Annotated in this window: 16 protein-coding genes; 6 read left to right on the top strand and 10 right to left on the bottom strand. The window is 42.7% G+C overall.

Features of this window, described 5'->3' with window-relative positions; all coding sequences use genetic code 11:
- Nucleotides 1-58 precede the first annotated feature (58 nt).
- The 4 genes from ACFQ21_RS11705 to ACFQ21_RS11690 form a co-directional block, all read right to left on the bottom strand.
- Nucleotides 59-1,408 (bottom strand): hypothetical protein, encoded by a 1,350-nt coding sequence (locus ACFQ21_RS11705; RefSeq protein ID WP_377579169.1) that lies wholly within the window; start codon nt 1,406-1,408, stop codon nt 59-61.
- Nucleotides 1,409-1,419: 11 nt separating this feature from the next.
- Nucleotides 1,420-1,770 (bottom strand): hypothetical protein, encoded by a 351-nt coding sequence (locus tag ACFQ21_RS11700; protein ID WP_377579167.1) that lies wholly within the window; start codon nt 1,768-1,770, stop codon nt 1,420-1,422.
- A 22-nt stretch (nt 1,771-1,792) separates the two neighbouring features.
- Entirely contained in the window at nt 1,793-2,239 is a 447-nt protein-coding gene (locus ACFQ21_RS11695; RefSeq protein ID WP_377579165.1) for a hypothetical protein, read from the bottom strand.
- Between the two features lie 230 nt (nt 2,240-2,469).
- Nucleotides 2,470-3,285, bottom strand: a complete 816-nt coding sequence (locus ACFQ21_RS11690) for a hypothetical protein (RefSeq protein WP_377579163.1) — start codon at nt 3,283-3,285, stop codon at nt 2,470-2,472.
- 254 nt (nt 3,286-3,539) lie between these two features.
- On the opposite strand from ACFQ21_RS11690, the gene ACFQ21_RS11685 reads away from it, so the two are divergent.
- Entirely contained in the window at nt 3,540-3,896 is a 357-nt protein-coding gene (locus ACFQ21_RS11685) for a hypothetical protein (RefSeq protein WP_377579161.1), read from the top strand.
- 81 nt (nt 3,897-3,977) lie between these two features.
- Here ACFQ21_RS11685 and ACFQ21_RS11680 read toward each other — a convergent pair whose 3' ends face one another.
- A complete protein-coding gene (locus ACFQ21_RS11680; protein ID WP_377579159.1) occupies nt 3,978-5,333 on the bottom strand; it encodes a clostripain-related cysteine peptidase in 1,356 nt (451 codons plus the stop codon).
- 211 nt (nt 5,334-5,544) lie between these two features.
- Between ACFQ21_RS11680 and ACFQ21_RS11675 the strand changes: the two genes are divergently transcribed.
- Nucleotides 5,545-6,186 (top strand): response regulator, encoded by a 642-nt coding sequence (locus ACFQ21_RS11675; RefSeq protein WP_377579157.1) that lies wholly within the window; start codon nt 5,545-5,547, stop codon nt 6,184-6,186.
- Nucleotides 6,187-6,219: 33 nt separating this feature from the next.
- Nucleotides 6,220-6,573 (top strand): hypothetical protein, encoded by a 354-nt coding sequence (locus tag ACFQ21_RS11670; protein ID WP_377579155.1) that lies wholly within the window; start codon nt 6,220-6,222, stop codon nt 6,571-6,573.
- 19 nt (nt 6,574-6,592) lie between these two features.
- Here the strand turns inward: ACFQ21_RS11670 and ACFQ21_RS11665 are convergent, their stop codons facing one another.
- The gene (locus ACFQ21_RS11665; RefSeq protein ID WP_377579153.1) at nt 6,593-7,888 is read right to left on the bottom strand and encodes a clostripain-related cysteine peptidase; all 1,296 of its coding nucleotides are present in this window, start codon (nt 7,886-7,888) and stop codon (nt 6,593-6,595) included.
- A 65-nt stretch (nt 7,889-7,953) separates the two neighbouring features.
- On the opposite strand from ACFQ21_RS11665, the gene ACFQ21_RS11660 reads away from it, so the two are divergent.
- Nucleotides 7,954-10,959, top strand: coding sequence for a sensor histidine kinase (locus ACFQ21_RS11660; RefSeq protein ID WP_377579151.1), 3,006 nt, complete (start codon nt 7,954-7,956; stop codon nt 10,957-10,959).
- Between the two features lie 81 nt (nt 10,960-11,040).
- Here ACFQ21_RS11660 and ACFQ21_RS11655 read toward each other — a convergent pair whose 3' ends face one another.
- Nucleotides 11,041-13,428 (bottom strand): ABC transporter permease, encoded by a 2,388-nt coding sequence (locus tag ACFQ21_RS11655; protein WP_377579149.1) that lies wholly within the window; start codon nt 13,426-13,428, stop codon nt 11,041-11,043.
- A 200-nt stretch (nt 13,429-13,628) separates the two neighbouring features.
- Here ACFQ21_RS11655 and ACFQ21_RS11650 point away from each other — a divergent pair, with 200 nt between their 5' ends.
- The gene (locus ACFQ21_RS11650; RefSeq protein ID WP_377579147.1) at nt 13,629-14,381 is read left to right on the top strand and encodes a class I SAM-dependent methyltransferase; all 753 of its coding nucleotides are present in this window, start codon (nt 13,629-13,631) and stop codon (nt 14,379-14,381) included.
- A gap of 163 nt (nt 14,382-14,544) precedes the next feature.
- On the opposite strand, the gene ACFQ21_RS11645 is transcribed toward ACFQ21_RS11650, so the two are convergent.
- The 3 genes from ACFQ21_RS11645 to ACFQ21_RS11635 form a co-directional block, all read right to left on the bottom strand.
- Nucleotides 14,545-17,469 (bottom strand): putative Ig domain-containing protein, encoded by a 2,925-nt coding sequence (locus tag ACFQ21_RS11645; RefSeq protein ID WP_377579145.1) that lies wholly within the window; start codon nt 17,467-17,469, stop codon nt 14,545-14,547.
- Between the two features lie 146 nt (nt 17,470-17,615).
- Nucleotides 17,616-20,561 carry a putative Ig domain-containing protein gene (locus ACFQ21_RS11640; RefSeq protein WP_377579143.1) on the bottom strand — a complete coding sequence of 982 codons (2,946 nt, stop codon included), beginning with the start codon at nt 20,559-20,561 and terminating at the stop codon, nt 17,616-17,618.
- A 122-nt stretch (nt 20,562-20,683) separates the two neighbouring features.
- A complete protein-coding gene (locus ACFQ21_RS11635) occupies nt 20,684-23,617 on the bottom strand; it encodes a putative Ig domain-containing protein (RefSeq protein ID WP_377579141.1) in 2,934 nt (977 codons plus the stop codon).
- 630 nt (nt 23,618-24,247) lie between these two features.
- On the opposite strand from ACFQ21_RS11635, the gene ACFQ21_RS11630 reads away from it, so the two are divergent.
- Nucleotides 24,248-24,919 (top strand): hypothetical protein, encoded by a 672-nt coding sequence (locus ACFQ21_RS11630; protein ID WP_377579139.1) that lies wholly within the window; start codon nt 24,248-24,250, stop codon nt 24,917-24,919.
- The last annotated feature ends 34 nt before the right edge of the window (nt 24,920-24,953 follow it).

Raw genomic sequence — 24,953 nt, 5'->3', positions numbered from 1 at the left:
TGAAGTCATCGCTGAGACCGGATGTTTACAAATCGGATACAACGGGGGAGGGTATATATCAGAATCGTGATTTCTTTTGTATAGCGTATTTGAGACCGAACTGCGGAACTACACGGGTATTATCATTACCTTCGAGAAATTTCTGTCCGCCAACGGCTAGTTCCAGCCAAAGTCCTTCATCAATTTTCATTTCACCGCCAATGGTGTAGCGTATATACTCACTCTTCTCAAGAGTCTCTCCGCGAAGAGATGCCTGACTATATAAGAACTCTGCCGATAATCGTTTGTCAGCTTTGCCAAGCAACAATCTTCCTCCTGTGGAGAATTCCCATTTCAAAGGCACGGAACTGTCTTTGTAGTTGATGTAGCTTGCCTGGTATATTACCTGCGAACGTTTAGCGAATGTGGAGTTACTGTTGCCAAGTCCGGGAACGCGTCCTGCTATACCGCCAAAAAGACGCCAGTTAAGAAGTGCTAAATCTTTAATTGAATTTTCAGCAGAGTTATACTTTGACCCTGCTTTGAATTGAATAACCAGGCGGTTCCAGTTTTCTTCCACGAAAATTTTCTTTTCCCGCTTCAAAGCTTCGCTAAAGCTTTTTTCAAATTCCTTTTCTTCTTTGAGCTCGGTAAATGTGAGCTTTGCATTTTGAGCAACAAGCGTTGATAACGTCTGCGCCTGGCTATTATTTATAGTGATACTGAGTGTTGACATTTTCCGGAGTACTGTATCTTCGAGCGCCATTGTATATAGCTGATTATCTGTTGAGTCATAGCGAAGTAATCGGCTCCGATAACCACCACCAAAGTATTGTAGTATAGCTACTCTGGTTGCGGCTGGCAATGGACCCGCCGGTGTTGACAACGTATTAAGAAACAGATTTACATCCCGAAGGTGTTTGTTTCGCTGCCCTGCAAATGACAGTTGATTGGCTATACTATCGCGATTGGCTAAATAATTAGCGAAGAAATTTTGTAACCTTCGGCTGGCTACCGGATCAGTTCTGTCAATCGGTGTCCAATTGATGCCCCATGCCGCTAATAGATTAGATGAATCGCCTTGTGCTGTTCCAATGCTGATCTGTAAATTCTTGAGTGATTTATTTTGTTCCCAGGCCGAGCGTACTTTTAACGCTTTCGCGAGAATGCGATAGGGTGCAATTTCTATTGCAAGGCCGGGTTTCAGGTTTCCTTCCGCATCAATGTAATTTTGGATGCCTACAGCAAGCTCTTTGATATTTCCAGGCCTTACGACATCATTGGAGTTTATATCGAGTATAGAGAAGGCTGTAATATCAGGTACCGCGAAATCGACATAGTAGTCGTCTATACTAATGGAATCGGGATTCTGTGCGTAAAGCGCACTGGTAACAAATCCTGCTATAAGAATGGAGATGATCTTTTTCATATATAGGTTTCTTAATTGGTAGCGTCTAAAAGAGCGTCATCAGAAATTTTTGTGGCTGCACCCGCGGGTACATTTACTTGTCGTGTCCACACATTCAGAACCTGACCATCCTGCTTCCAGGTTATCGTTACGGTTACAGTCACATTATTGGTACCGATGTTACCAAGTCTGATGTCCCAGGAATTAATATCGTCATCGAGATTGACAGGAAGTCCTAGTGTATGCTGCGAAGGATTGCCGGTTGAACTTTTGTTGGTGAACGTCAGGTCACTCACATATATATAGCTCCATACATTTGTATCCTCAATATCAATATCAATTGATACAGGGCCACCGTTTTTATTGAATTGAACTAGTTCCATGGTTTGAGTCTTTTGGGATTGTTTATTTTTTCTCATTTATAATTTTGGTAGCATAAGGCACTACTCCTATACCGAGTGATGCCAGTATAGGCCAGAGCTCTTCGAATTTTGGTACAGCAAGTCCTTTGATAGCGAAATACATATAATAGCTTGTTATACATATCGCGATAATGACAGCTGAGAGACCGGAGAAGAATGCGATTAATCTGCTGCTACTTCTTTTTAATACGGGCTGTTGTGGCGCTTCTCCGGTAGCAAGCGAAGTGCGCTGTAACTGCTCAACTTGTTCATCAGACATGTCCACTGAAAGTGCGTCAGCTATTTTATAGTTGTCTTTTTTCAGCCAGCGCAAGAAATACCACAGCAAGAGTATAAATAGTATTACTGGTAACAGGATCAATAACCATTGTATAAAGTCAGGCTTTGTAACACAATCTATACAGGGATGTACAGGTGGTCTACTTATCACGGCGCGTTTGATCGAATCCGATTTTATGACAAGCGTTTTTAACGATCGATTCGATTCTGTATTTACCTTGATTATCTTGTTTAGTCGGTTCGTGACGACAGTGTCGCTCGGTGCTGACTGACTGTGTGCAGTATAAACACACATCATCAGCATTAGTATATAGACAAGTATTTTCATGTCGGTAATAGCTTCGGATAACTTTTTATGGTGAGGCAACTGGTATAATAATGTTAAGCGCGTTGTCCGTTTGTTACTTCGTTTATCTGTTCTTGTTTGGCGAGCCGTACGTTCGGCTGAGCGATATTACTGTGGCGTTGGTACCGGATGGCTCTGCGTGCACCTTTCACCTTACTTTTAACAGCCATTCTTGCACTGGCCAGTGTGTCGCGACTATAGGTTTCGTGGCTGCCACTGCTGGGGTTGAAGAAGCCTATATATCCTCCCGGATTTACTCCGAATGATTTCAGAGAAGATCCGTCCGGGTTAATGGTGCCCAGAAAATCATTGCGACCTTCAAACTCATCACCGCCTGTGAAATATAATGGCAATACAAAATTGGAGACGAGTACTCCATCTATTTCATACGTTTCTGATTGGACAGCATCGCACATCTCATACCAGTGGAATACATCACTGTCGTTGGTTGGATCAGGGTGTGGACCTGCCACCAGAAGATTTACTTCTGCATCACCAATCAATTCGAGTACTTCATGTGAAAGTGTTACAGACCACGGTTCATTCAATTGCGCTGCTATATCGAGGAAGACAAAACCGAACGGTATGCCCCGGTTGTTGAGATCGTGATAGCCGAGAGCACCATCGATGTCTGAACGGTCCCATATATATACAATAGCGTCACCGCGCATGTCAATCAAATCTTGCTTGTCTGGATTGGAAGCACTTCGTCCTTCCAGGCGAAGTGTGGCACCGAGGCTCCAGTAGGGTTCAAAATCTTCGCAAATCTGCCTGCGGATAGCACGTATAACCGTTTGAAGTTCAGCATCTGAAACTTTTCCATTGCTGTGGTTGAGGATAGAGATTAGCATACAATATATAGTATAGATAACAGCTTACTCTTTACAGGATTTTCAGCGATCTCCTTGGGTTTAGAGATTTATTCTCTGACAACGAGAACAAAGTTCATTCAGCAAGTGCTGCCTATCAATGTGAAAAGGGCCGTGCGTATGCCGTGAAAAACCCCGTTTTTGCAGAATGTAAATTGTAGGAATATAGTATTGCAATTCCGGAACACGTGTTGTTTCGGGTATAAACAAACTATCTAACCTAAAATAAAAAGTGTATGCAAAGAAGATTTAAACTCGGTGACAAAATTGCTTCCACGGAGCAAACACCATCGTTAACAATTTCGGAAGATGGAAAGCGAATGATCTTTACGTTCCCCATCATTTCAACTGAAACACCTGATACGGAACCGTTCGAACGTGACAACAGCAAGCGGCACACACACCGCGATCTTTTTGAACCGGTCGGAGGAACTATATATAGCAGTGGTTTGAAAGCTTCGCTTACGAGCGCAGGTGCCAGTGGTGAAACAGTACTGAATCTTACCATGAGACTTAATTCGAAAGTGCCCGGCACCGGAACTGCCTTTGCCCTGGGAGCCAGCTCTACCAATGGTAATGGACATCATTCATAGGAACTAACCTCTCTACAAAACAGAAGCTGCCTCACACGAGGCAGCTTTTTTGTTTAGATAAACCAACGGTATATAGACAGTTTACACAATGACTTCTTCGGCCTGTATATAGCTCTTTATAAATTGATCCCATCCAAAATGTTGAATAAACTCAGTTGGTGAAAGTGACGATTCAGTCATAAAGTTATCGAGGAATGATGTTCGATAGTCCTCTGAGAAAATAGGGAAGTAAATTGAAAAGCCAGATGGATTTACCCCTGGTAGATTGCCAGCTTCCAGAAACTCTTTTCCAATGAACGAACTAACCACAACCTGGTCCATCATAGCGATGAGTGTATTGAAAAATTTTTCAGGAATGAGTTCCGGCATCTCGTGGTAAAAATTTACAACGAGATTGCGAAAATCGAGAAGACAGAACATCGGGATGCCGGGTGATATATACCCGCATTTACTTGCAGCCCTGAATATTTTTTCGCGATGATCCGGTATGGCGGCTGTTAGCATACCGGCAAGTCGGTCAATCATCCGTGCCAATGCCGGATACCATGAGAGATCATTTGCAAATAAAGCAACCTCATCACGAGATTCAGCATTGTCGGGAAACGTGGCAGCAAAGTCGTTAACTATAATTTTGGATAAAGTTTCCGGTGTCATGGCAGAATTGTCAGCCATAGCTTGTAGTATATTTTTATAGTTGAATGAATTGTTGAAGTACATGATAGTCTCGAATGTAACCAGGTAATCGGTGCACCTGCTTAGTTCATACCCGGTATCAAAGAACTGGAGAAAGCAATTGGACATAACCAAAACATCTAAGTTCTGTCCATCGAAAGCCCATTGAATAGCTTGCTTTAACTCCGTTGCTGTCAGCATAGGCAACGCATCATCCGCAGGCACAGGAGCTGCTGCTCTGACTAATCGTTCTGTTTGTAATTGTTTTTGTTGAAGAAAGTGAAATGCATTTAAGTGAAGGTTTTCCAGGGGCGATCTTACTACTGAATTCTGATTTGTATCCGGAAAGATTCCGAACGGTTGGCCATGATCCCAGGTGAATAGTATATACCGCTCGGCAGCAAATTGAGACAGCACCCGTTGCTTGAAGAAAACTGTGATATCTTCTTCCTTGTCCATTCTGAACTCACGGCTCTCGCAAATGGGATTGAATATATTGTTTCCATCTGCTACAGATTCAAGATTACAGAACAAGGTAGTCCAACCGGGTTTTCGGATCAGCGAATCATTTGGTCCGAGCACAGTGGCCAACGGTAATGTTGTTGGTGCTATCTCGGCACGTATGTTAATGCAAAGCACTACGGCTACATCAGGCGACAAGTTAGTAGTAGCGAGTTGGTCGAGCATTTGTGTAAATGCCCGGAGGTTGTCGGCTGCACCTTTAATAAGAAAGATGGCTGTCCATTTGAATTTTTTTGGTGTCATAAGAGGTAGGGTTTTGAATATAGTAATAAAAGTGCTGTCATTCGTGCTGTGTAACAAGGTGAGAATATCCGGTCGACAACGGGAAAAATCCCGTTATCTCGAAAATCTTAAAACCGGAATATTGTAGAGTTAACACGGAAGATGTATATTCCATACATGTTCCGATACTTTACTGGTTAACGTTTGGCACTACAACCTTAATGAGACTATAATGAAAGTGATGATCGGAATTGCTGATGATCAGCAGTTATTTTTAAAGTCACTGGTAACGCTCGTCAATACCTTTGGCCAGTTTACAGTTGTACTGGATGCGCAGAACGGAAACGATCTTTTGGATAAACTGGAAAGGACGAAGCAAGAACCCAGCATTATTTTATTGGACGTAAACATGCCCGGCATGGACGGTATACATGCGGCCCGGCAGATTTCGCAACGATATCCTGCTATAAAACTGGTGGCTTTGTCTATGAAGGATGATGACACCACAATTATCAGTATGTTCAAAGCCGGGTGCTGTGCTTACCTGGTAAAAGATATACATCCCGATGAGTTGGAGAAAGCATTGAGCGAAGTATATAGTAAGGGATTTTATAATGCAGATGCTGTAAATATAAATTTCCGCCGGTTGCTTGCGCACGGGGATAAGAGTAATGAGACAAGGTTTACAGATCGTGAGATGACGTTTCTGCGATTGGCATGTACTGACATGACCTATAAACAAATTGCTTCGGAAATGAGTCTTGCCGAGCGCACCATTGACGGTTATCGTGAAGCGTTGTTCGAAAAGCTTAATGTGCAGAGCAGGGTAGGGATGGCGATGGAAGCTATACGGAGAAAGTTGGTGGAGATTTAGTATATTCTATTCCTATAACATTATCATATTATTATGCAACGAAGAGTAAAACTTGGTGCCTTTCAGGATTTGGCGACAACCACACCTGATGTAAAATTTTCAAGCAACGGAAAAAGTCTGATCATTGCATTTGCATTTAAGTCAGAGGCGATTCCTTCAAATGATCCTGTGACTCCAACACATCCGAAAAGAAACACGCACCGCGACATTATTGATATTAGTGGATCAGTATACGGTGGAAGTCTGGATGCAACGCTCTATGGTAGTTCTGAAGATTCAAGTACTGTCGTTTTAACCTTGAAACTAAATTCCAAAGTTCCGGGAACTGGTGCCGGATTGGTATCGGCAAAGAGAGGTGGGGCGAAGAAGGCTGTGAAGAGGAAGTAAATCTTACTTGCCGCAGATATCAAATGTCTGTCTTTTCAGGTGAGGTGATTTCGATCATTTCAATATAGCGTGCTATAAAAGCATCCCAGGTAAATCTTTTCACAAATTCAGTTGGAGATAACCCCGACTCACGCATATATAGATCGCGAAAGAGCGAATGATATATGCCTGGTGTTTTGGGAAGATATATTGAGAAGCACGATGGAGCTTTAAATTCATCAGATGCTTCGTTTGTAAAATCTTCTCCTACGAATGATTCAACCACCACTTTCTCAAGAAACGATTGGATTACTTCATAGCCATTGTTTTGAAATAATGCCGGAGCTTCATTGTATAAACAGGTTATGAAATTTCTGAAATCAATGAGTGCAAATATTTCTATGTTGGGTGCTATATATCCACATTTTGATAAAGCAGTTTTTATTTCCTGGAAATAACGCGGAAGTTCCCGGATAAGCGTCTTGCTCAACTCGTCAAATTGCTTTGCTATCGATGGATACCATGATAAGTCATTGGCAAATAAGGCAACGGAACGCTTAAACTCATTTGAATTGTTAGGGTCAGTCTCGTATAAAAAAGTTGTGACAATCAACCTGGATAACGACTCTGAGGATATATATGGGTTGCATGAGATTGCCTCCAGTATTGTCTTATGATTAAAGGTATCGGCAAAGTACATCAATGTTTCAAATGCAACCAGATATTCTGCGCATGAACTCAATTCATATCCGGTGTCAAAAAATTGTAAGTAACAATTCGACATAGCGATAACTCCCATTTTCTTACCAGAGAAAGAAGACGCAATAGCATTCCGTAACTCAGTTATGTTCAGAATTTGTACATCACTCTCAGTCAGAAACTGTCGTGCTTTGGGTTTTAAGGCTGGAAAAGCATTATATAGTTTAAAATAAAGGGGCAAAGGATTTTTTGAATTTACTATTCGAGGAGCTTCATCGCTGCCCCCGAAAATTCCAAATGGTTGTCCATGATCCCAAGTGAATAATGCATATTGCTCTGCAGGAAAATTGTCCTGCACTATATCTTTGAAGAAGAAAGTAACGCTTGCTTCGTCCAGTATATCAAATTGTGGATTTTCTGAAATTAACGTTAATGAGTTTTCAGCAATTTCTATCGTGTAGAATAGTGTTGTGAAACCTGCTGATGGCCGGTTCGTGCCCCTGGGAAAATTGGTTGGGACAAGATTTGAATCAATATTTATACATAAAACGATCGCGATATCTTTTGTTTTCCGGGCTTCCAGGAGTTGATTGATGACTGCTGCCATATCCTGAACTTGCGCAGACAAGCTTTTCATAAGGAAAATTATGGTCCACTTAAATTCATTTTGTTGGATCATTTTCGTAGCTTACTATTTTGGTTGTGAAAAGCTTTGGCTATTATATACTCCTAACTGTTATACTCTATCCAACGGTCGCGTGTCTTGGCCAGGAGACGAAGTTTGTTACGCCTATTAAATATACCCAAAACGAAGGACTGTCGAGTTACTACACTACAAAAATTATTAAGGATTCCTATGGCTTTCTGTGGATTGGGACACAGGAAGGTCTTAACCTTTTCGATGGAAATCGCTTCCAGACATTCACCAAACGTTCACCTGCCAAGCAAAAGCTAAACGGAAGTTTTGTCTCTGATATTCTCGAGGACAAAAAGAGAAACTGTCTCTGGGTGTTATTGTCGTATGGTGAAGCATGTTCGATCGACTTGCAAACGCGCAGGGTAACGCGCAGAATTTCACTAGACACCAGTAATCCCGAAAATGTGAAGTGGAGACGATGTCTGGCGCTGAAAGGTGATACTTTGTGGATTGCCGGATTGGACTTTGCCTATGCCTATCATATACCAGAAGGAAAAAGTTTGTCAATCGATATTCATGCAAAGTGTCAGCTTGATAAAGGTGAACTTAATATCTCGATGATATACTTTGATCATCAACAACGGATGATCCTCTGCGTGGATGGATATGGTATCATTATACTTGATAAAAACCTGGAGCTTCTTCGCACGTTCCGCGAGACAGAGTTAAACACATCCGGTGCCAATACCCGGCTTCGCTTTTGGGATGCCGTTATGTTGAAGCGTACGCTCTACATGGCCAGCAGTATAGGACTGAAAATACTCGATACTGACAAATTAAAAATCGTACAGCGCTCCGATAATAGAAGCCCGTTGATATACCATTCAGAAATGCAAAGCATTGCGGCTTCATCTGATTCCTCTTTGTTGCTATCTACATCAAAAGGTATATATGAATATAACCTGGCATCCAGGCAAACAACGATATATAGAGATAATAACCCGGATCATAATTTATTTACTTCAACGTATGATATATACTACGACACCGCGACTCATCGGGCATGGCTTGGTACATTAGCCGGAATTGCTTCTTTCCCTACACGGGCTACTCACTTTCGATCATTTTCGGAATATGGCTATGAGGTCAAGCTTAAGCACTTATTTTCGTTACTACCTGTTTCGAAAGATATACTTTACTGTGGTGATGAGAATGGTATATACAAGGTAAATACCCGTACAAGTGAAATCGTGCAGATAGACAAGGCCAGTTCTAATCTGATGCTTTTCAAGGATGCCCGGAATCACGTGTTCGTTTCGAACAAGAATGGTTTTTATATCATTGAAGGTGATAAGCTCAAGCCGGCACATACCATTATACCATCGTTGAAAATACTGAATTCAGATCATCTTAGCTGCGGCATTCAATACAACGATTCGCTGGTGTTGTTTGGAAGCATTGTGCAGAAGGGACTGGCGGTTTGGAATACAAACACGAATAAAATCCAGATTTTTCATCGGCAGTCTAAGGAAACATCGATTGACGGACTCTCGATTATCAATTACTTGTATAAAACAAAAGGTGAAGATGTAATGATTCTCACCGAACGATCAATAATTGCTTTTAATCCGCTTACTCATAAATATACTACGCATACACTTCGCGATAATCTGACACAAGAAGTGATGAGTAACTTTATGGACATGTGCGAAATGGAGGATCGATTTTATATTGCCACATATGGAGATGGATTGATTGAAACAGATAAGAAGTTTCAGGTTAAGAAAATAATTCGTTCCGAGGACGGGCTAAATAACACCTGTATATATCGGGTTTTTCCTTTTTTGAATAAAGCTATACTGGCTACGACAAATGAAGGAATATCGGTTATATATCTGAACCCCTTAAAAGTTAAAAACTATTTTCAGACCGATGGACTTAACACGAACGCTTTTGAGCAGCTCTGCGGTTATCAGGACGAGCGCTATATACTAGCCGGAGGTATTGATGGTTTTACAATTATAGATCCTGCGCTGCTGCCCCGCAACGAACGACCGCCTGATCTATATTTCTGGAATACAAAAGTGAATGCAAAGTCGCGCGTGATTGATTCATGTCATATCAGGATGAAAGCTATAACTATACCTACTGATGTCTTGCAAACAACAGTATCATTTTCTGCGCTTAATTTCAGCAATCCCAAGGAAGTAAGGTATGCCTATAAAATCAATGAACTTAACAATGACTGGATTGATTTGGGTAAACAAAATTTTGTGGACTTGATTGGGCTCTCTCCCGGTAACTACACACTTCAGGTTCGTGCCGCCAACGAAGACGGTATCTGGAGTGAGACACCCCTTGCGTTGAGTCTTACCTATATGCCAAAGTGGTACCAGACGGGTATATTTAAATTGGCAATTATACTGATGGGCGGTGTTTTAATTTACGCATTGCTGCGTTACCGCATCGATCAATTACGAAAGCAGCAAGAGATACGGAAAGAAATTGGGAACGATTTGCATGATGATATAGGAAGTGTGCTGAATACATTGAAAATCTTTACGCACTTGGCAAAGCGTGAACCCGAAAATAAACTTCATCTTGATCAAATTGAAGAATCAATAACGCAGGCGACTACAGGCTTGCGTGACATGATTTGGGTATTGGAAGAATCAGAAGATACAATCTTTGAGTTAATGGAACGCATCAGAAAATTTGCTTTTCCTGTTTGCGTTGCCAACCAGATTGAATTGCATGTAAATATAGCTGCCGATAAAAAGACAAAACCTCTCATTAAAACTGAAAAGCGGAACCTGCTGCTTTTTGCCAAGGAAACAATCAACAACAGTATAAAATACGCCCAATGCAAAAATATAACAGTATCGCTTGCACAGAATGGGAATGCGATACGACTAAAAATTGTTGATGATGGAATGGGCTTCGATTTGCAACAGATAACCTATGGTAAAGGATTAAAAAGCATTCAGCTGAGAGCACTTCAGATAAATTTTAAGTTTGCCATGGTATCGTCACCCGGCAAGGGCACATCAGTTGAAGTGTGGTGCGAGTAAACATAAAAGGCCCTGAATTTCTTCAGAGCCTTTCCGACCTAAACCTGAGATGTTGTGAGTGTTACCTACGCGTGATCATCTCTACTCATCGCGCAGTGTTTTTACAGGATCCATCGTGGCGATGGTATATATCTTGTAACCAATGGTAAGACCGCAGATTGTTAATAATAATCCGACTGCCATGGCAGCGGCATATATATCAACGCCTTTATAGTATCGCCACATGTTACTCATAATTGTATTTGACCATGTATAGCCGGCCCAGGCTCCCAGTGCTGAGGCTACCAACAGGATGATGATAAATTCTGCATTAATAATTCGACTGATATTGAAGACGGAGGCTCCGAGTATTTTTCGAACGCCAATCTCTTTCATACGCTTCACAATATTTAAGGACACCAGGCTGAATAGTCCTGTAACGGAAAGAAGCAGAGCAAGTGTTCCTAGGAATGTATATCCATACACAACACTCATGTTGAGATTCGTCACTGTCTGCAAATCGGAAGACAGCATGCGGCCCGGGTATAGCCTGTTGGGAAATATTTTATACCACTCTTTCTGCATGTAGTCCTGAACGGAAGCTATATTTTCAGCCTTTGCATTTACAATAATATTACTGTACTGATCGGCCGGTATATAGCGCATCATAAGCGCATCGCGATCACGCCATAATCCCTGTGTATATATGTCTTTTACGACACCAATCACAAAAAGACGAATGCTATCGCGCCAAACAATTTCTTTACCCAGCGGCTGTGTGAGTCCAAAGAGTGTAGCCATGTTTTCAGTGATGATCACGGACTCTTTCATATCTGTTTCTGAGTTGCTGATGAAATCACGACCCTGGGTAAGTTGCAGGTTGAACGTCTTCAGGTAATCATCACCTGCTTCAACGATATCTACTTCGGCCTTTTTCATTTCATGTTCAACCGCTTCGTGCATTCTGAAAGAACCAATGCTGCTTTTGGCCCCTGCTATCGAAAGTATCTCCGGATTGTTTTGTAATGCGTTTCGGTACGTATCAAATTCACTTCTATTGTTTACCGGAGCAATCAGAGAACCGCGAATATCAAAACCAAGATCATACTCCCGTTGGTAACGTGCATTTTGTAAGAATGCAAACGCACTGACAATCGAGATCAATGAAATGGCAAATTGCAGGCAGAGCAGAATGCGGGTAAAATAGTTGGTGCCTCCAAACTTGAGTTTCCCCTTAAGTATACTTACCGGTTGAAATTTACTGATATAAAATGCAGGATAACTTCCCGCTATAATACCGGTAATAATCAGCAACGCGATAATAAAAAATAATATAGACGGTTGATCAAAATAGTTTACTTCCAGGTGTATATTATTTCCGGTCATGAGGTTCCAGCCTTCTACGAGGAAGTTTGTCAGCGCGACACCAACGATCAGTGCAAGCAGGCAGGCGCAGGTGGTTTCTCCTATAAATTGAATGATGAGTTGTATCCGCACACTTCCCATTACTTTGCGGATGCCAATCTCTTTTAACCGTCTGGAAGAAATAGCAATGGCAGTATTGGTCAGGTTAAAGCACGCGATCAACAGAATCAATCCGCTCATAATAACAGACCCAATGATGGCTGCTACGGGTGGTGCACCCCACGTTTGGGAGCGAACGTCTTCGTCACGGTCATGATGCGCCATACTCAAAAAAGGATCGAGGGCGAACTCGGCCAATTGGAAGTTTTCCTGGACTTCGTTGTTATTTTTGATATAGGGTTGAAGTTGTTTATATACTATATCTTTTCGATCCGTATGGTTGATCTGGATAAATAATGTTCCTAACTGGTGCCAGTCATTTTCAGGTGCATGCGGGAACTCATCTTTATAGTTCTCGAAATTCATGAACGCTAAACCGCCTTGCTTGTGGAAAGATGAGTTCATAGGTGGATCCTGAAATATACCGGCAATCTTTACCTCTTTCAGTTCCTGGCCATACACTTGTGTCATGGTTTTACCCAAGGCTTCTGCCGGACTATTGAATAAACGCACAGCCATGGACTCACTGATCAGTACATTACTTTTATCGCGAATGGCATCGGATGAGCCTGCGATAAAATTGAACGAAAACATCTGGAAGAAATCAGGTTCTACGTATGAGACCCGCGAAGCAAACAAGTCATCTTCGCGCTTGAAATTTGAATACGAGTCGGTATACAAGGAGGAATGATCTACATCCTGGAAAGTCTTGTCCATAATTTCGCCCAGTGGAAGCGATGCATAGCCAAAACGTGTAGATGTATTTTCGAACGATCGTATTACACTGACGCGATAAATGTGCTCACCGTTTTTATGAACCGTATCGAAGTCAGAGTCGTATTGGTAGGCGAGGTAACTCACGATACAACAGGCAAGCGCGATGCCCATGCCGAATACATTGATAATGATGAAGGCCTTGTTCTTCATCATGCTTCGATAGGTTATGAGCAGGTAATTTTTAATCATGGTTTGGGTATGTCAATATGTATGCCAGTGAGCAGGATATTGCAAAATAGCGAATTCAGCAAAGTATACCGTTCATTCACATACACTTTTGTCCGCGAATGGACGTGCTTTGGCAATGCTGGTTCATGTGTTTTGCTAAAGTTTTGATGTGAGCATCGAACAATATTTTACTTACATTTGAACAGATATACTTAGGGTAAATGCACGCTACGAAGAATGCTGGTACAGCCAGCGATACTGTTAAGTCTGGGGAATGGGGAAAATTTTGGGAAACTCAAAAGACAGCTTTTTACGAAGTGATGAAGATTGCAACGCAGGGTTTTGCAAAGAAGCTCGTTGCTACATATCATATCGACAATTCCCATCATATACTTGACTATGGCTGTGGGCCTGCGTTTTTGATTGATGATCTGCAGCGCACCACGCAACATATAGCAGGTGTCGATATAAATCCATTTTTTATTGAGCAGGCAAAACAGAATCATCCGCATTATACGTTTGCCCTGATCAGCACTGACATTGGGCAGACGCGCTTAACACTGCAACAACAACTCGCGGAAAAGCAATATGATTTTATTATACTGCTCAGCATCTCGCAATATTTTCCGGATGTGCAGTCGTTCAGTCTGGTTATCGATATGTTGTCAGGTTATCTAACTAACGGGGGCAGAATTATTGTAGCCGATGTGATTGATCAAAAGACGTCATCGTATCGCGATGCGCTGGCGTTGTTATACCAGTGTCTCAAACGTGGTAAAGTCATTTCGTTCACGCGTTTCGTGCTATATGTTCTATTCTCCTCGTACTCCGAGACGTCAAAGAAAGCAAAGTTACTGACTATATCGTACCAGGAGGTGAATGCCGTGGCTGCAGGTTGTGGTTTGAAATGTGAATCGGTGCCAGGGTTGACGATTCATCCTTCGCGGAGTAATTATGTTTTAAGTAAGAAGTAAAGAGATGGCTGTGAGCAGTTCGCCTCTGGCTGCTAGTGGATTTTAGTTGAAAATACGTTTCTACTACTTGGCAGAAATAGAGTAAGGAGTAATTTTTCTGCAAAAAAAATATTAAAATGTATAGAAAAGGAGGCTATGAATGTTCGTAGCCTCCTTTATTTTGTTAGTCCTTTATGAATTTATAGAATCCGGAGGAGCCGGTGGTGGTTCGTACGCGGAGTATATACATGCCTGCACGAAGGTCTGATACTTTTATTTGTGTGGTGCCATCCGATTCTAGTGAATGTATATTTCGATAGAGTGAATTGCCACTTAAATCAATTACCCGTAGTTCAACTTGTTTATCAGATACTATATTTTCTTTGGACAAGTCGATGGTTAGCCAGTCTTTTACCGGGTTCGGATATAGAACTGATGCGCTGGAGTGGGATGGCTCTTCTTCTATCGCTGCTACTTCACGTGCAACGGCATTGCCATTAGCACAGGTGATAGCATCCAGGTCAAAACCATCGGAGAGGCCATCAAAGGCAAATACAGCGGTAGGGCTACACGCACCGTTAAGTATACGTGCATTGCGATCAGTTTTGTCAATCACCTTTACATAGCGGAACCATGGTAATTTTCCAGCTATATCAAAAGCATGATCAAGTGTACCCTGGCATGAAGCCGGTGTTGTTAGTCCTAATGTTACCCAGGTGGTACCATTCTGTGAGATCTGTACTTCAGCACGTTCCGGATTTTTGGCAAATGTAGGTTCACCATACGAGTATTCATGAACGGTGAAGTCATTGCCAGGTTCATTATATATATCACTGCTCATGCGGAGTACTATAAATCCGTTATAGCCCAATGAGAAATACCGGGCGTAAATCGTTGGCTCGTCATCAATTGCATCGGGCTCACCAAGTGCTGATAGGGTTCGGCTGACATTGGCGTTCAAGGTATAACCGCGTTTGGTTAAACCCTGGTGACGTGAAATTACGTCAGAAGCATATGCACATGCAGGAGGATTACACAATTCTGTACTTGGTGATTTGACTATGGTTCGTGGCGTTCCATCACCATCGCCCCAGTGTATTTGCAAGGTATTCGGGACAGTCGGTTCTGTGGGAGGTGTCATCAGGTTCCCCGTGAGATAAATATAATTATCACCAGGATGGAGCGTAGCTGAACCTACGGACACTTGGTAATACAGTGTTCTATACGCTATGTCAACAGCAAAGTTATTGGGATTGTGAACCCGGAGCCTCTTGTTGTTTAGACTTTCGGAGCAGTCTGCATGCACAGTGATCGATCGAAACGGTGTACGTTCTCGTACTACGAGGGTATATATTTGTTGGTTGACGAGGCACGGTCCCACATAAACGCCTATTGTAAATGTATACATGCCCGATGTAGTCGGTATGCCCTCCATGATGGCTCCTATACCTGTAAATTCATCTTGATCCGTGAGTGTAAGGCCGGGAGGAAGCTGTCCCTGTATTACTTCTACGTGGTAGAAAGAAGGAGCAGCCATGGGATTTTCAAAACCAAAATACTGAGAGAAGGGCTCATTGACAGGGAGGTAAGGAAGTGTACCTGGAATAATACGCTCCGGAGGAATACATGTAAAATTCCTGGTTATGATCAGTGTATCCTGGCAGCCTTTAGACGAAGTCCCGGCAATAACAACGTCAGCTGTACCTGGCTGTTCTGGAATACCTCCTATATATATGAGTTCCGGATAAGGATCTGACCAGAATCCGGGAGGTAAATTTACAGCCTCGTATACTACAGAATCGTCCTCATAGCTGCTGATAATATCAAATATACCTACTCCCACCATAGTTTGTTCCGGACTCGGCCCACCCGAAACACGAACTATATTGAAAGCATCACAGGAATCTTTCAGTATAAAGGGTATGGAATATTGCTGTTTATAATAGGGACAACCGTCTTTCGAAAATGCTCCGATCGTAAAATTCCATGTCTCAGCGTGATCGATTTGTCCACTCAATACATTTCCACTTAGGCTTACGCCATCCGGTAAACTGCCTTCTGTAAGAGTAAACTGTGCGCTGTCGTCTACAACGCCGTCCCTACTGGCCGATAATGTAATGGAGAAATTCTTTTTCACATAATAGGTATTGGCAGAAATGTCTGTAGGTGTTGGTGTCACTGCATCATAAATTTTGCATATCGTATTCGGTGGCGACACTTCGATATAGTACGGCTGTTCCACGTAGGCGCAATTGGCAGTAGGGTGTATAGCCTGAAGTCTGAAATGATATATACCGGTTGTGGTTGGTATACCAATAATGTGCTCGTTCTCGATAGTAAGTCCGGGAGGCAAATTAGCTTCCGATAAAACAATTTTAGTATTGGCAAAATGTTCATCGTATGGTATACCGATCACGCCATACGCGAGCTTGGGACCTCGCGGCGTTATGGAATCAGATGCTGCCATTGGACAGCGCACTTGCCAATTATAACGAATCGTGTCGCGGCAGCCTTGATTGGTTTGGGCAGCCAGAATAATTGTATGTGTTCCGGTATACTGTGCTGTGCCACTTACTGTCGCCATGTAAGAACCCGCTATATGATTTAATGAGAACCCGGACGGAAGGCTGACGGTAGTATATTGAACAGAGTCAAAATGCTCTGTATAGAAACGGGCCTGACCACTGGCGTTTACCAGGTTCGGAACAAAACCTGTTGTTGTTATTTGAAATTCATCGCAGGGTAAATTCCACCACACAGTCAGCGTAAATGTTCTCTCTAACGCCACCGGGCAACCGGCATTGGTCGATACCCCAACGGTAAATGTATAGGCTCCTGCAGCAGTAGGAATACCGGTAATTCCAAAATTGCTCAATATGAGCCCCGGGGGAAGTGTACCATTTGTGACTGTAAATTGCGCACCGTGGAGATGTGTACCGCCATTCTCCGCCCGGAGTTGCATGGCATTGTACTCGCCAACAAGGAAACCGTTATAAAGAAAGGACGAAATTTTGGTGACCGGATCGCAAGGTTGCGCTGACGTAACGCATGGGAGCAAGCAATACAGCCCAAGAAGAGCTGTAAATAAAATGAATAGATGTTTTTTCATAACAGGTGGGTTTGCAGTAATCTGTAGGTATCTGCCGACCATGTTAGTTCAGGTCGTTGAAATAAAAGCCAATCGATAGAAGTGACTAATAATTTAGGAAGAAGAAAGTAAAGGCGCTATCCCTGAACGATAGTCGCCTTTATTTGTTAGTCCTTTATGAATTTATAGAATCCGGAGGAGCCGGTGGTGGTTCGTACACGGAGTATATACATGCCTGTACGAAGGTCTGATACTTTTATTTGTGTGGTGCCATCCGATTCTAGTGAATGTATATTTCGATAGAGTGAATTGCCACTTAAATCAATTACCCGTAGTTCAACTTGTTTATCAGATACTATATTTTCTTTGGACAAGTCGATGGTTAGCCAGTCTTTTACCGGGTTCGGATATAGAACTGATGCGCTGGAGTGGGATGGCTCTTCTTCTATCGCTGCTACTTCACGTGCAACGGCATTGCCATTAGCACAAGTGATAGCATCCAGGTCAAAACCATCGGAGAGGCCATCAAAGGCAAATGCAGCGGTAGGGCTACACGCACCGTTAAGTATACGTGCATTGCGATCAGTTTTGTCAATCACCTTTACATAGCGGAACCATGGTAATTTTCCAGCTATATCAAAAGCATGATCAAGTGTACCCTGGCATGAAGCCGGTGTTGTTAGTCCTAATGTTACCCAGGTGGTACCATTCTGTGAGATCTGTACTTCAGCACGTTCCGGATTTTTGGCAAATGTAGGTTCACCATACGAGTATTCATGAACGGTGAAGTCATTGCCAGGTTCATTATATATATTACTGCTCATGCGGAGTACTATAAATCCGTTATAGCCCAATGAGTAGTAATTAATGCGAGCAGAATATTCATCATGCGCATCGGGATTGCCAAGAGACCTTGTAGTTTTGCTGGCATCGATATCTATGTTATAGCCGTTTTTAGTAAGCCCCTGGTGAACTGTAACTACATCTGAAGCATACGCACACGCGGGTGGATCACATAACTCTGTACTGGCAGATTTGGTAATGCTGCGCGGTGTCCCATCCGGATCGGCCCAACTTAATCGGATTGTACCGGGAAGTGTAGGGGACATAGTTTTATCAGCATAGATTGTAATATAGAATTCACCGGCAGGTGCTATACCAAAAGGGAGGATAGAAACGGTATAGCCATCGTAGTATACTGGTCCGTAACGAATAGGAATACCAAAGCCATTGGGATTGTGAACTCTCCAGGTCTTTGACGTCACGTCTTCGGAGCAAACCGGATGTAATGTGAACGACTGAAAAGGTGTATTGCCACGAACCACCAGCGTATAGGTTTGTTCATTAATCGTACACTCGGAAATAATGGCACTTACCGTAAACGTATAGCTTCCTTCGGTGGTTGGTGTACCCTCTATAAATCCGCCTACATAATCGGTATCCCTAAGCGTAAGACCTGGAGGTAACGAACCTTGTGTTACTTCTACACGGAATAAAGTATAATCTACGTCAACAATCATATAGAGATCTTCGAAGCCTACGTATTGCGAATATGGTTCATGAATAGGGACATAGGGTAGCATATTTGCATCGGGAATAAAAGGCTGGGACATAAGACATGTGAAATTTTGTCCGATTGTTAACGTGTCCTGGCAGCCCTCCACTGTAGTTCCTGCAATCACAAATTCTTCATAACCTTCATAAAGTGCGCGTCCGGATACTTCTATGCTTCCCCCGTAATCCCTGGCTTCAAATCCAACCGGTAAATGGACAGCTTCATAGGTTACAGAATCAAAATTTGAATAAGTACCTATTAGCACAAACATATTTACCCCCACCATCGTAAATCCAGGCTCACCCATAAGTCCCTGCAGATTAAAAGCATCACACGGATCTTTTAGAATAAATTGTATGACGTATGATTGTTCATAATATGGACATCCATCTTTTGAAAATGCGCCTATCGTAAAATTCCATGTACGGGCATGATCGATCTGTCCACTCAGTATACTTCCATTTAAAGTTATGCCATCCGGTAAATTACCTTCGGTCAGTTTAAACCGGGCACTGTCGTCTGTAATGCCACCCATACCGGCTGATAGGGTAATGTTAAAATTTTTCTTTACGTAGTATGTGTTGGCGGATATTTCGGCCGGTGTTGGCGCTATAGCGTCATAAATTTTACACACTGTATTAGGAGGTGATACCTCAATATAGTAGGGTTGTTCGATGTATGCGCAAGTTACAACAGGGTGTATAGCGCGAAGTGTAAAATGGTATATACCTACCGTAGTAGGTGTTCCGATAATGTGTTTATTCTCAAGAGTAAGTCCGGGTGGTAATGAACCTTCTGATAAAACGATGTTATAATCCCGGAAGTACCCATTGTCGAAAGCTTGATCGTACGATATGCCGATAACGCCATACGGTAGCTTGGGTTTTCGTGGATTTATGGAGTCGAGTGCAGTTGTTGGACAATATAAATATACTTGCCAGGTGTAGTGAATGGTATCGCGGCAACCATTGTTGCTCTGGGCAGCAAGCACAATGGTATATAGTCCTGCATTTTGCGGAGTGCCTGTTACGACCGTCTCGTAAGAGCCGGGATTATGATTCAGATTGAATCCGGCAGGCAGACTGACGGATGAATATTGAACAGAGTCAAAATGCTCGGTCCTGAAAGTAATAGACCCGCTAAAGCCTGCTGCTGATGGTGGCGGGCTTGCCGGTGTAATGGCAAATTCGCGGCATGGTAAATTCCATGAAACGTTCAATGTAAATGTTCTCTGAAATACAGGACATCCTGCAGCAGACGATGCACCAATCGTAAATATATAGGTGCCGACAGCCGTTGGTATACCGGTTATCTTATTCCCTTCAAGAATAACTCCGGGAGGTAGTGCACCACTCATAACGGTGAATACACCTCTTAGATATATACTTCCATACTCCGCCCGCAGTTCCATCGTGTTTTGTTCACCAATGATGAAGCCGCTATACAGGAAAGATGAAATTTTGTTAACCGGTGTGCAAGGTTGTGCAGACAAGACAAGCGGTAGCAGACAACACAGCAAGCAAAATGCTGTGGAAAAACTAAACACATGCTTTTTCATGATAAATGAGTTTTGGTGTGATGTATAGCTGCCAACTCTGTTTTTGGACAAGAGTGAGCAGTTTATACTTATAGTGTATAGGTAAAGGCGACTATCCAGAAACGATAGCCACCTTTAATGTTTTAGTCTTTTAGAAATTTGTAAAACCGTGAATGCCCGGCAGCGGTTTGTACACGGAGTATATACATGCCCGTGCGAAGTTCTGATACTTTTAATTGCGTGGTGCCGTTTGGCTCGAGTGAATGTATATTTCGATAGCGTGAATTGCCGCTGAGATCGATTACGTGCAACTCGATCTGTTTATCGGTTGCTATATTTTCTTCCGACAGGTCAACGGTGAGCCAGTCTTTTACGGGGTTCGGGTATAGAACTGATGTGCTGTTGAATGATGACTCTTCTTCCTGTACATCCTTCCGCGCAAGGGTGCTACTATTTATACATGTTACGGCGTCAAGATCAAACCCATCGGATACACCATCGAAAGCAAATACAGCGGTAGGGCTACACGCGCCATTCAGGATGCGGGCATTACGATCGGTTTTGTCAATTACTTTCACATAGCGGAACCATGGTAATTTTCCGGCTATATCAAATGCATGATCAAGAGTGCCCTGGCATGAAGAAGGTGTTGTTAATCCCAGCGACACCCAATTTGTACCGTTCTGCGAGATCTGTACTTCAGCGCGCTCCGGATTTTTGGCAAATGCAGGTTCACCATACGAGTATTCGTATACCATGAAGTCGTTACCAGGTTCGTTATATATAGCACTGCTCATGCGTAATACTATAAAACCATTGTAACCCAATGAATACGAACGTATGGAGGGCCAGTATTCATCCTGTGAGTCTGGTGTGCCGAGCGCCCATACAGTCCTGCTTAAATCTAGGTCGATACTATATCCGCTTTTTGTTAATCCCTGGTGAAGCGTAACTATATCAGAAGCATACGCACAGGCCGGAGGATTACATAGTTCTGTGCTCGCTGATTTAAGCAGGCTTCGTGGTGTACCATCGCCATCGACCCATTTTACCTGTACTGTATAGGGTAAGCTTGGTTCGGAGCTGTTATAGGTTCCCAATATTATATAGCTGTTCCCCGGTGTGGCAACGTGGTTTATTGGCCCATAGTTATAAAAATAGTAGGGCTGGTAGGTTATCGGGATATTAAAATTGTTGGGATTGTTGATACGCCATTTTTTATACGATATATCTTCAGAGCATTCAGCATATATAGTGAGCGATTTAAATGGTACAGGTTCGCGTACCACGAATGTATAAGCTTGTTCTGTTATAGCGCATGTTTCAATCATGGCCGTTACTGTAAATGGATAGGTTCCTGCTGTGGTTGGTGTTCCGTGGAGATAACCCCACACCAGGGTTGTGTCTGACAGTGTTATACCAGGAGGTAAAGCACCTTCTGTTATCTCAAAACGAAAATTGTCATAGTCCGCATCAAAATTTATATAGGGCGATTCAAAGCCTATAGATTGATAATATGCTTCATTGATATGAAGGTAACCAATGTCTTTCGGTTCTGGATATATAGGTTGTGGAAAGGGACATGTAAAATTAAGACCAACCACCAATGTATCCTGGCAACCTTCTGGTGTGGTCGCGGCAATTACAAATTCATCATAGCCTACATGCAGGGCATGTCCAAACACGTGTATCTGGTAGTAAGAAGGTTCAGCCTGAAAACCAGGCGGCAGATGCACGGCTTCAAATGTTGCAGAATCGAAGTCACCACCAACACTACTTATACCTATATAGCTGAACATATTTACGCCCACCATGGTGAACCCCGGTTCGCCCCAGGTAGTAACTATATTAAAAGCATCACAAGGCTTTTCCAAGATAAATTGTATAGAATACTGCTGCTGGTAATATGGGCATCCATCTTTGGAAAATGCGCCAATTGTAAAATTCCAGTTCCTTTCGTAATCAACTGCTCCACTCAGTATATTCCCATTTAACGTTATCCCATCGGGCAGATAACCTTCTGTTAATACAAACTGCGCGCTGTCGTCCACAACGCCACTCCGGCTGGCCGAGAACATAATGGAGAATTTTTTCTTTACATAATAGGTAGTGGCAGAAACCTCTGCGGGTGTTGGTGCTATAGCATCATAACTTTTGCAAATGGTATTAGGTGGAACTACTTCAATGTAGTAGGCTTGCTCGATAGATTCGGAGCAACGTCCGGTGACGCGCAGCTTAAAATGATATATACCGGTAGCGCTGGGTGTACCTGTGATGCGCCTATTCTCGAAAGTAAGGCCGGGAGGTAATGATCCCTCTGATACAGTCATGGTGATACTGGGCACTAACCCCGTGCTGAAAAATTGATCGTACGGTATACCCATAATACCGTATAGTAGTTTAGGACCTCGTGGTGTTATAGAATCCAGACGAGGTGCTAAACAAGGAGGCGATTGCACGTACCACTCGAAACGAATAGTGTCGCGACAGCCTTTGTTGCTTTGCGCGGCCAGCACAATTACGTTAAGCCCTGGATATGGCATACCACTTACTATAGCCTGCGCTGACCCTTCTACATGGCTAAATGAAAATCGTGGCGGTATAGTTACCACAGTATATTGAACGGAATCAAAATGCTCTGTTTTAAAAACGATGGATCCAGAGCTAGTGCTTGACGTGGGCGGATTACTGGTTGATGTAATAGCAAACTCGCTACAGGGCAGATCGCTCACTATTTTTATTGTAAACGTTCGCTGAAATATAGGACAACCCGGAGCCGATGATGCACCTATGGAAAAGGTATAGGTTCCTACTGTGTTAGGTATACCTGTAATTTTGTTTCCGATAAGCGATAGCCCCGGAGGAAGCGTTCCGCTGGTAACGGTGAATACACCATTCAGATATATACTTCCGTACTCTGCCCTGAGTTCCATGGTATTTTGTTCGCCCAGAAAAAATGCAGTGTAAAGAAAGGATGATATTTTGTTAACCGGTGTGCAAGGCTGTGCAGACAAGGCAAACGCGAGCATACTACATAGCCAAACGGCTACGAATGAACCGAATAAAATTCTTTTCATAAACGAGGGGTTTTTACTTTAATAAAAAAATGACAGGGAAGTAGCTTAAATTTAATAGCTATGCGATCGGGCATAACGATAGCAATAAGGTCACGCAGACCCTATGGTACATAACATAGTGCTTTTCATAAGATGTGGGTTTTGAAAAGGCGAATGGTACAACAGGAAGGAGACCGCAGCCGGGAACAAAAGGATATCTAACCAACGCTGAAAGTATCAGGATGATTAAAGACTGGTATACTATAGACTAAATTGAGGAAACGTATCGGGTATGCTATACCATACACGATCGGAGTTGCGGAGTCGTTGATCCTGGTGGTGTCGTGCCAAGCCGACAGGCATGCCTATTGGCTGCTAACGTGGGTTGTTTGTTTTTCATATCGAGGGGGATTTTTATAAAGTATATCGAACTTAGCTAAAAGGTTTATGATTGACAACAGAAGCTTAATATTTAAAATTACTATAGCCTCCTGATGTAAAAACTGCAAATTGTGGAGGGTATATTTGTATGAAGAGTATCTGACTACTGGCTGCTAGCTCCTGGCTTTTGTGGAATCTTGGTTTCATGGTATATATAGTAGCGATTGATTCATGTAATTCTACTTTTCCAGCAACCAGTAGTCAGAAGCCATGCAACTAATATTATATTATCCGATGAGACTTGCACTGATACTATTATTGACGAGCACCGAAGTTGTTGCTCAGACAGTGGGTATATATTTGCCCGATAAATTTAGCCGGACTGACCGTTTCATATTCTACCAACACGGTGGAGTGGTGACTATACTCGGTAATAATGCCGTTAATCAGTCCGTGCCTGAATGGGGACCGTATGAGTATCTGAATATTTTAGATTCGTTGAGCAAGCGCGGTTTTCACGTTATCAGCGAAAATCGTAAACCGGATATTGACGACTCTGTGTATGTCAATAGAGTAGTGTCGCAAATAGACTCTTTACTTCGTAAAAACGTCAAGGCTGAAAATATACTGGTGCTGGGTGCCTCTGCCGGTTGGAACATTACACTGCATGTCTCTGCACGACTCCAGAACAAAAGCATCCGGTATGTGGTGATGGGCGGTTGCTGGCCTGATACATATAAAGAGTACCAACATCTTACACTATATGGGCACTTCCTCTCAATAATTGAGTCAACGGACCCGCACGGAACCTGTGGCTCTATTTTTACAGGTAGAAAAACGCTGGCAACCTATAAAGAGATAAAACTTAATACAGGCCGCAGCCATGGGTTCATATATAAAGGGTATCGCGAGTGGATCGACCCAGTAGTAGATTGGAGATAGCTTCGAGCCTTGCGCTGTAGCTACTGGAAGCTCA

It is taken from the genome of Ohtaekwangia kribbensis (genome assembly GCF_042676245.1).
Taxonomy (GTDB): domain Bacteria; phylum Bacteroidota; class Bacteroidia; order Cytophagales; family Cyclobacteriaceae; genus Ohtaekwangia; species Ohtaekwangia kribbensis.
The sequence above is the reverse complement of the archived record's forward strand: the minus strand, read 5'-3'. Positions and strand labels throughout refer to the sequence as shown.

What these genes read in the sequence shown, in the direction of transcription:
- ACFQ21_RS11705 (WP_377579169.1), bottom strand. Translation starts at nt 1,408, where the DNA reads ATGAAAAAGATCATCTCCATTCTTATAGCAGGATTTGTTACCAGTGCG.
- ACFQ21_RS11700 (WP_377579167.1), bottom strand. Translation starts at nt 1,770, where the DNA reads ATGGAACTAGTTCAATTCAATAAAAACGGTGGCCCTGTATCAATTGAT.
- ACFQ21_RS11690 (WP_377579163.1), bottom strand. Translation starts at nt 3,285, where the DNA reads ATGCTAATCTCTATCCTCAACCACAGCAATGGAAAAGTTTCAGATGCT.
- ACFQ21_RS11685 (WP_377579161.1), top strand. Translation starts at nt 3,540, where the DNA reads ATGCAAAGAAGATTTAAACTCGGTGACAAAATTGCTTCCACGGAGCAA.
- ACFQ21_RS11680 (WP_377579159.1), bottom strand. Translation starts at nt 5,333, where the DNA reads ATGACACCAAAAAAATTCAAATGGACAGCCATCTTTCTTATTAAAGGT.
- ACFQ21_RS11675 (WP_377579157.1), top strand. Translation starts at nt 5,545, where the DNA reads ATGAAAGTGATGATCGGAATTGCTGATGATCAGCAGTTATTTTTAAAG.
- ACFQ21_RS11670 (WP_377579155.1), top strand. Translation starts at nt 6,220, where the DNA reads ATGCAACGAAGAGTAAAACTTGGTGCCTTTCAGGATTTGGCGACAACC.
- ACFQ21_RS11665 (WP_377579153.1), bottom strand. Translation starts at nt 7,888, where the DNA reads ATGAAAAGCTTGTCTGCGCAAGTTCAGGATATGGCAGCAGTCATCAAT.
- ACFQ21_RS11655 (WP_377579149.1), bottom strand. Translation starts at nt 13,428, where the DNA reads ATGATTAAAAATTACCTGCTCATAACCTATCGAAGCATGATGAAGAAC.
- ACFQ21_RS11650 (WP_377579147.1), top strand. Translation starts at nt 13,629, where the DNA reads ATGCACGCTACGAAGAATGCTGGTACAGCCAGCGATACTGTTAAGTCT.
- ACFQ21_RS11645 (WP_377579145.1), bottom strand. Translation starts at nt 17,469, where the DNA reads ATGAAAAAACATCTATTCATTTTATTTACAGCTCTTCTTGGGCTGTAT.
- ACFQ21_RS11640 (WP_377579143.1), bottom strand. Translation starts at nt 20,561, where the DNA reads ATGAAAAAGCATGTGTTTAGTTTTTCCACAGCATTTTGCTTGCTGTGT.
- ACFQ21_RS11635 (WP_377579141.1), bottom strand. Translation starts at nt 23,617, where the DNA reads ATGAAAAGAATTTTATTCGGTTCATTCGTAGCCGTTTGGCTATGTAGT.
- ACFQ21_RS11630 (WP_377579139.1), top strand. Translation starts at nt 24,248, where the DNA reads ATGCAACTAATATTATATTATCCGATGAGACTTGCACTGATACTATTA.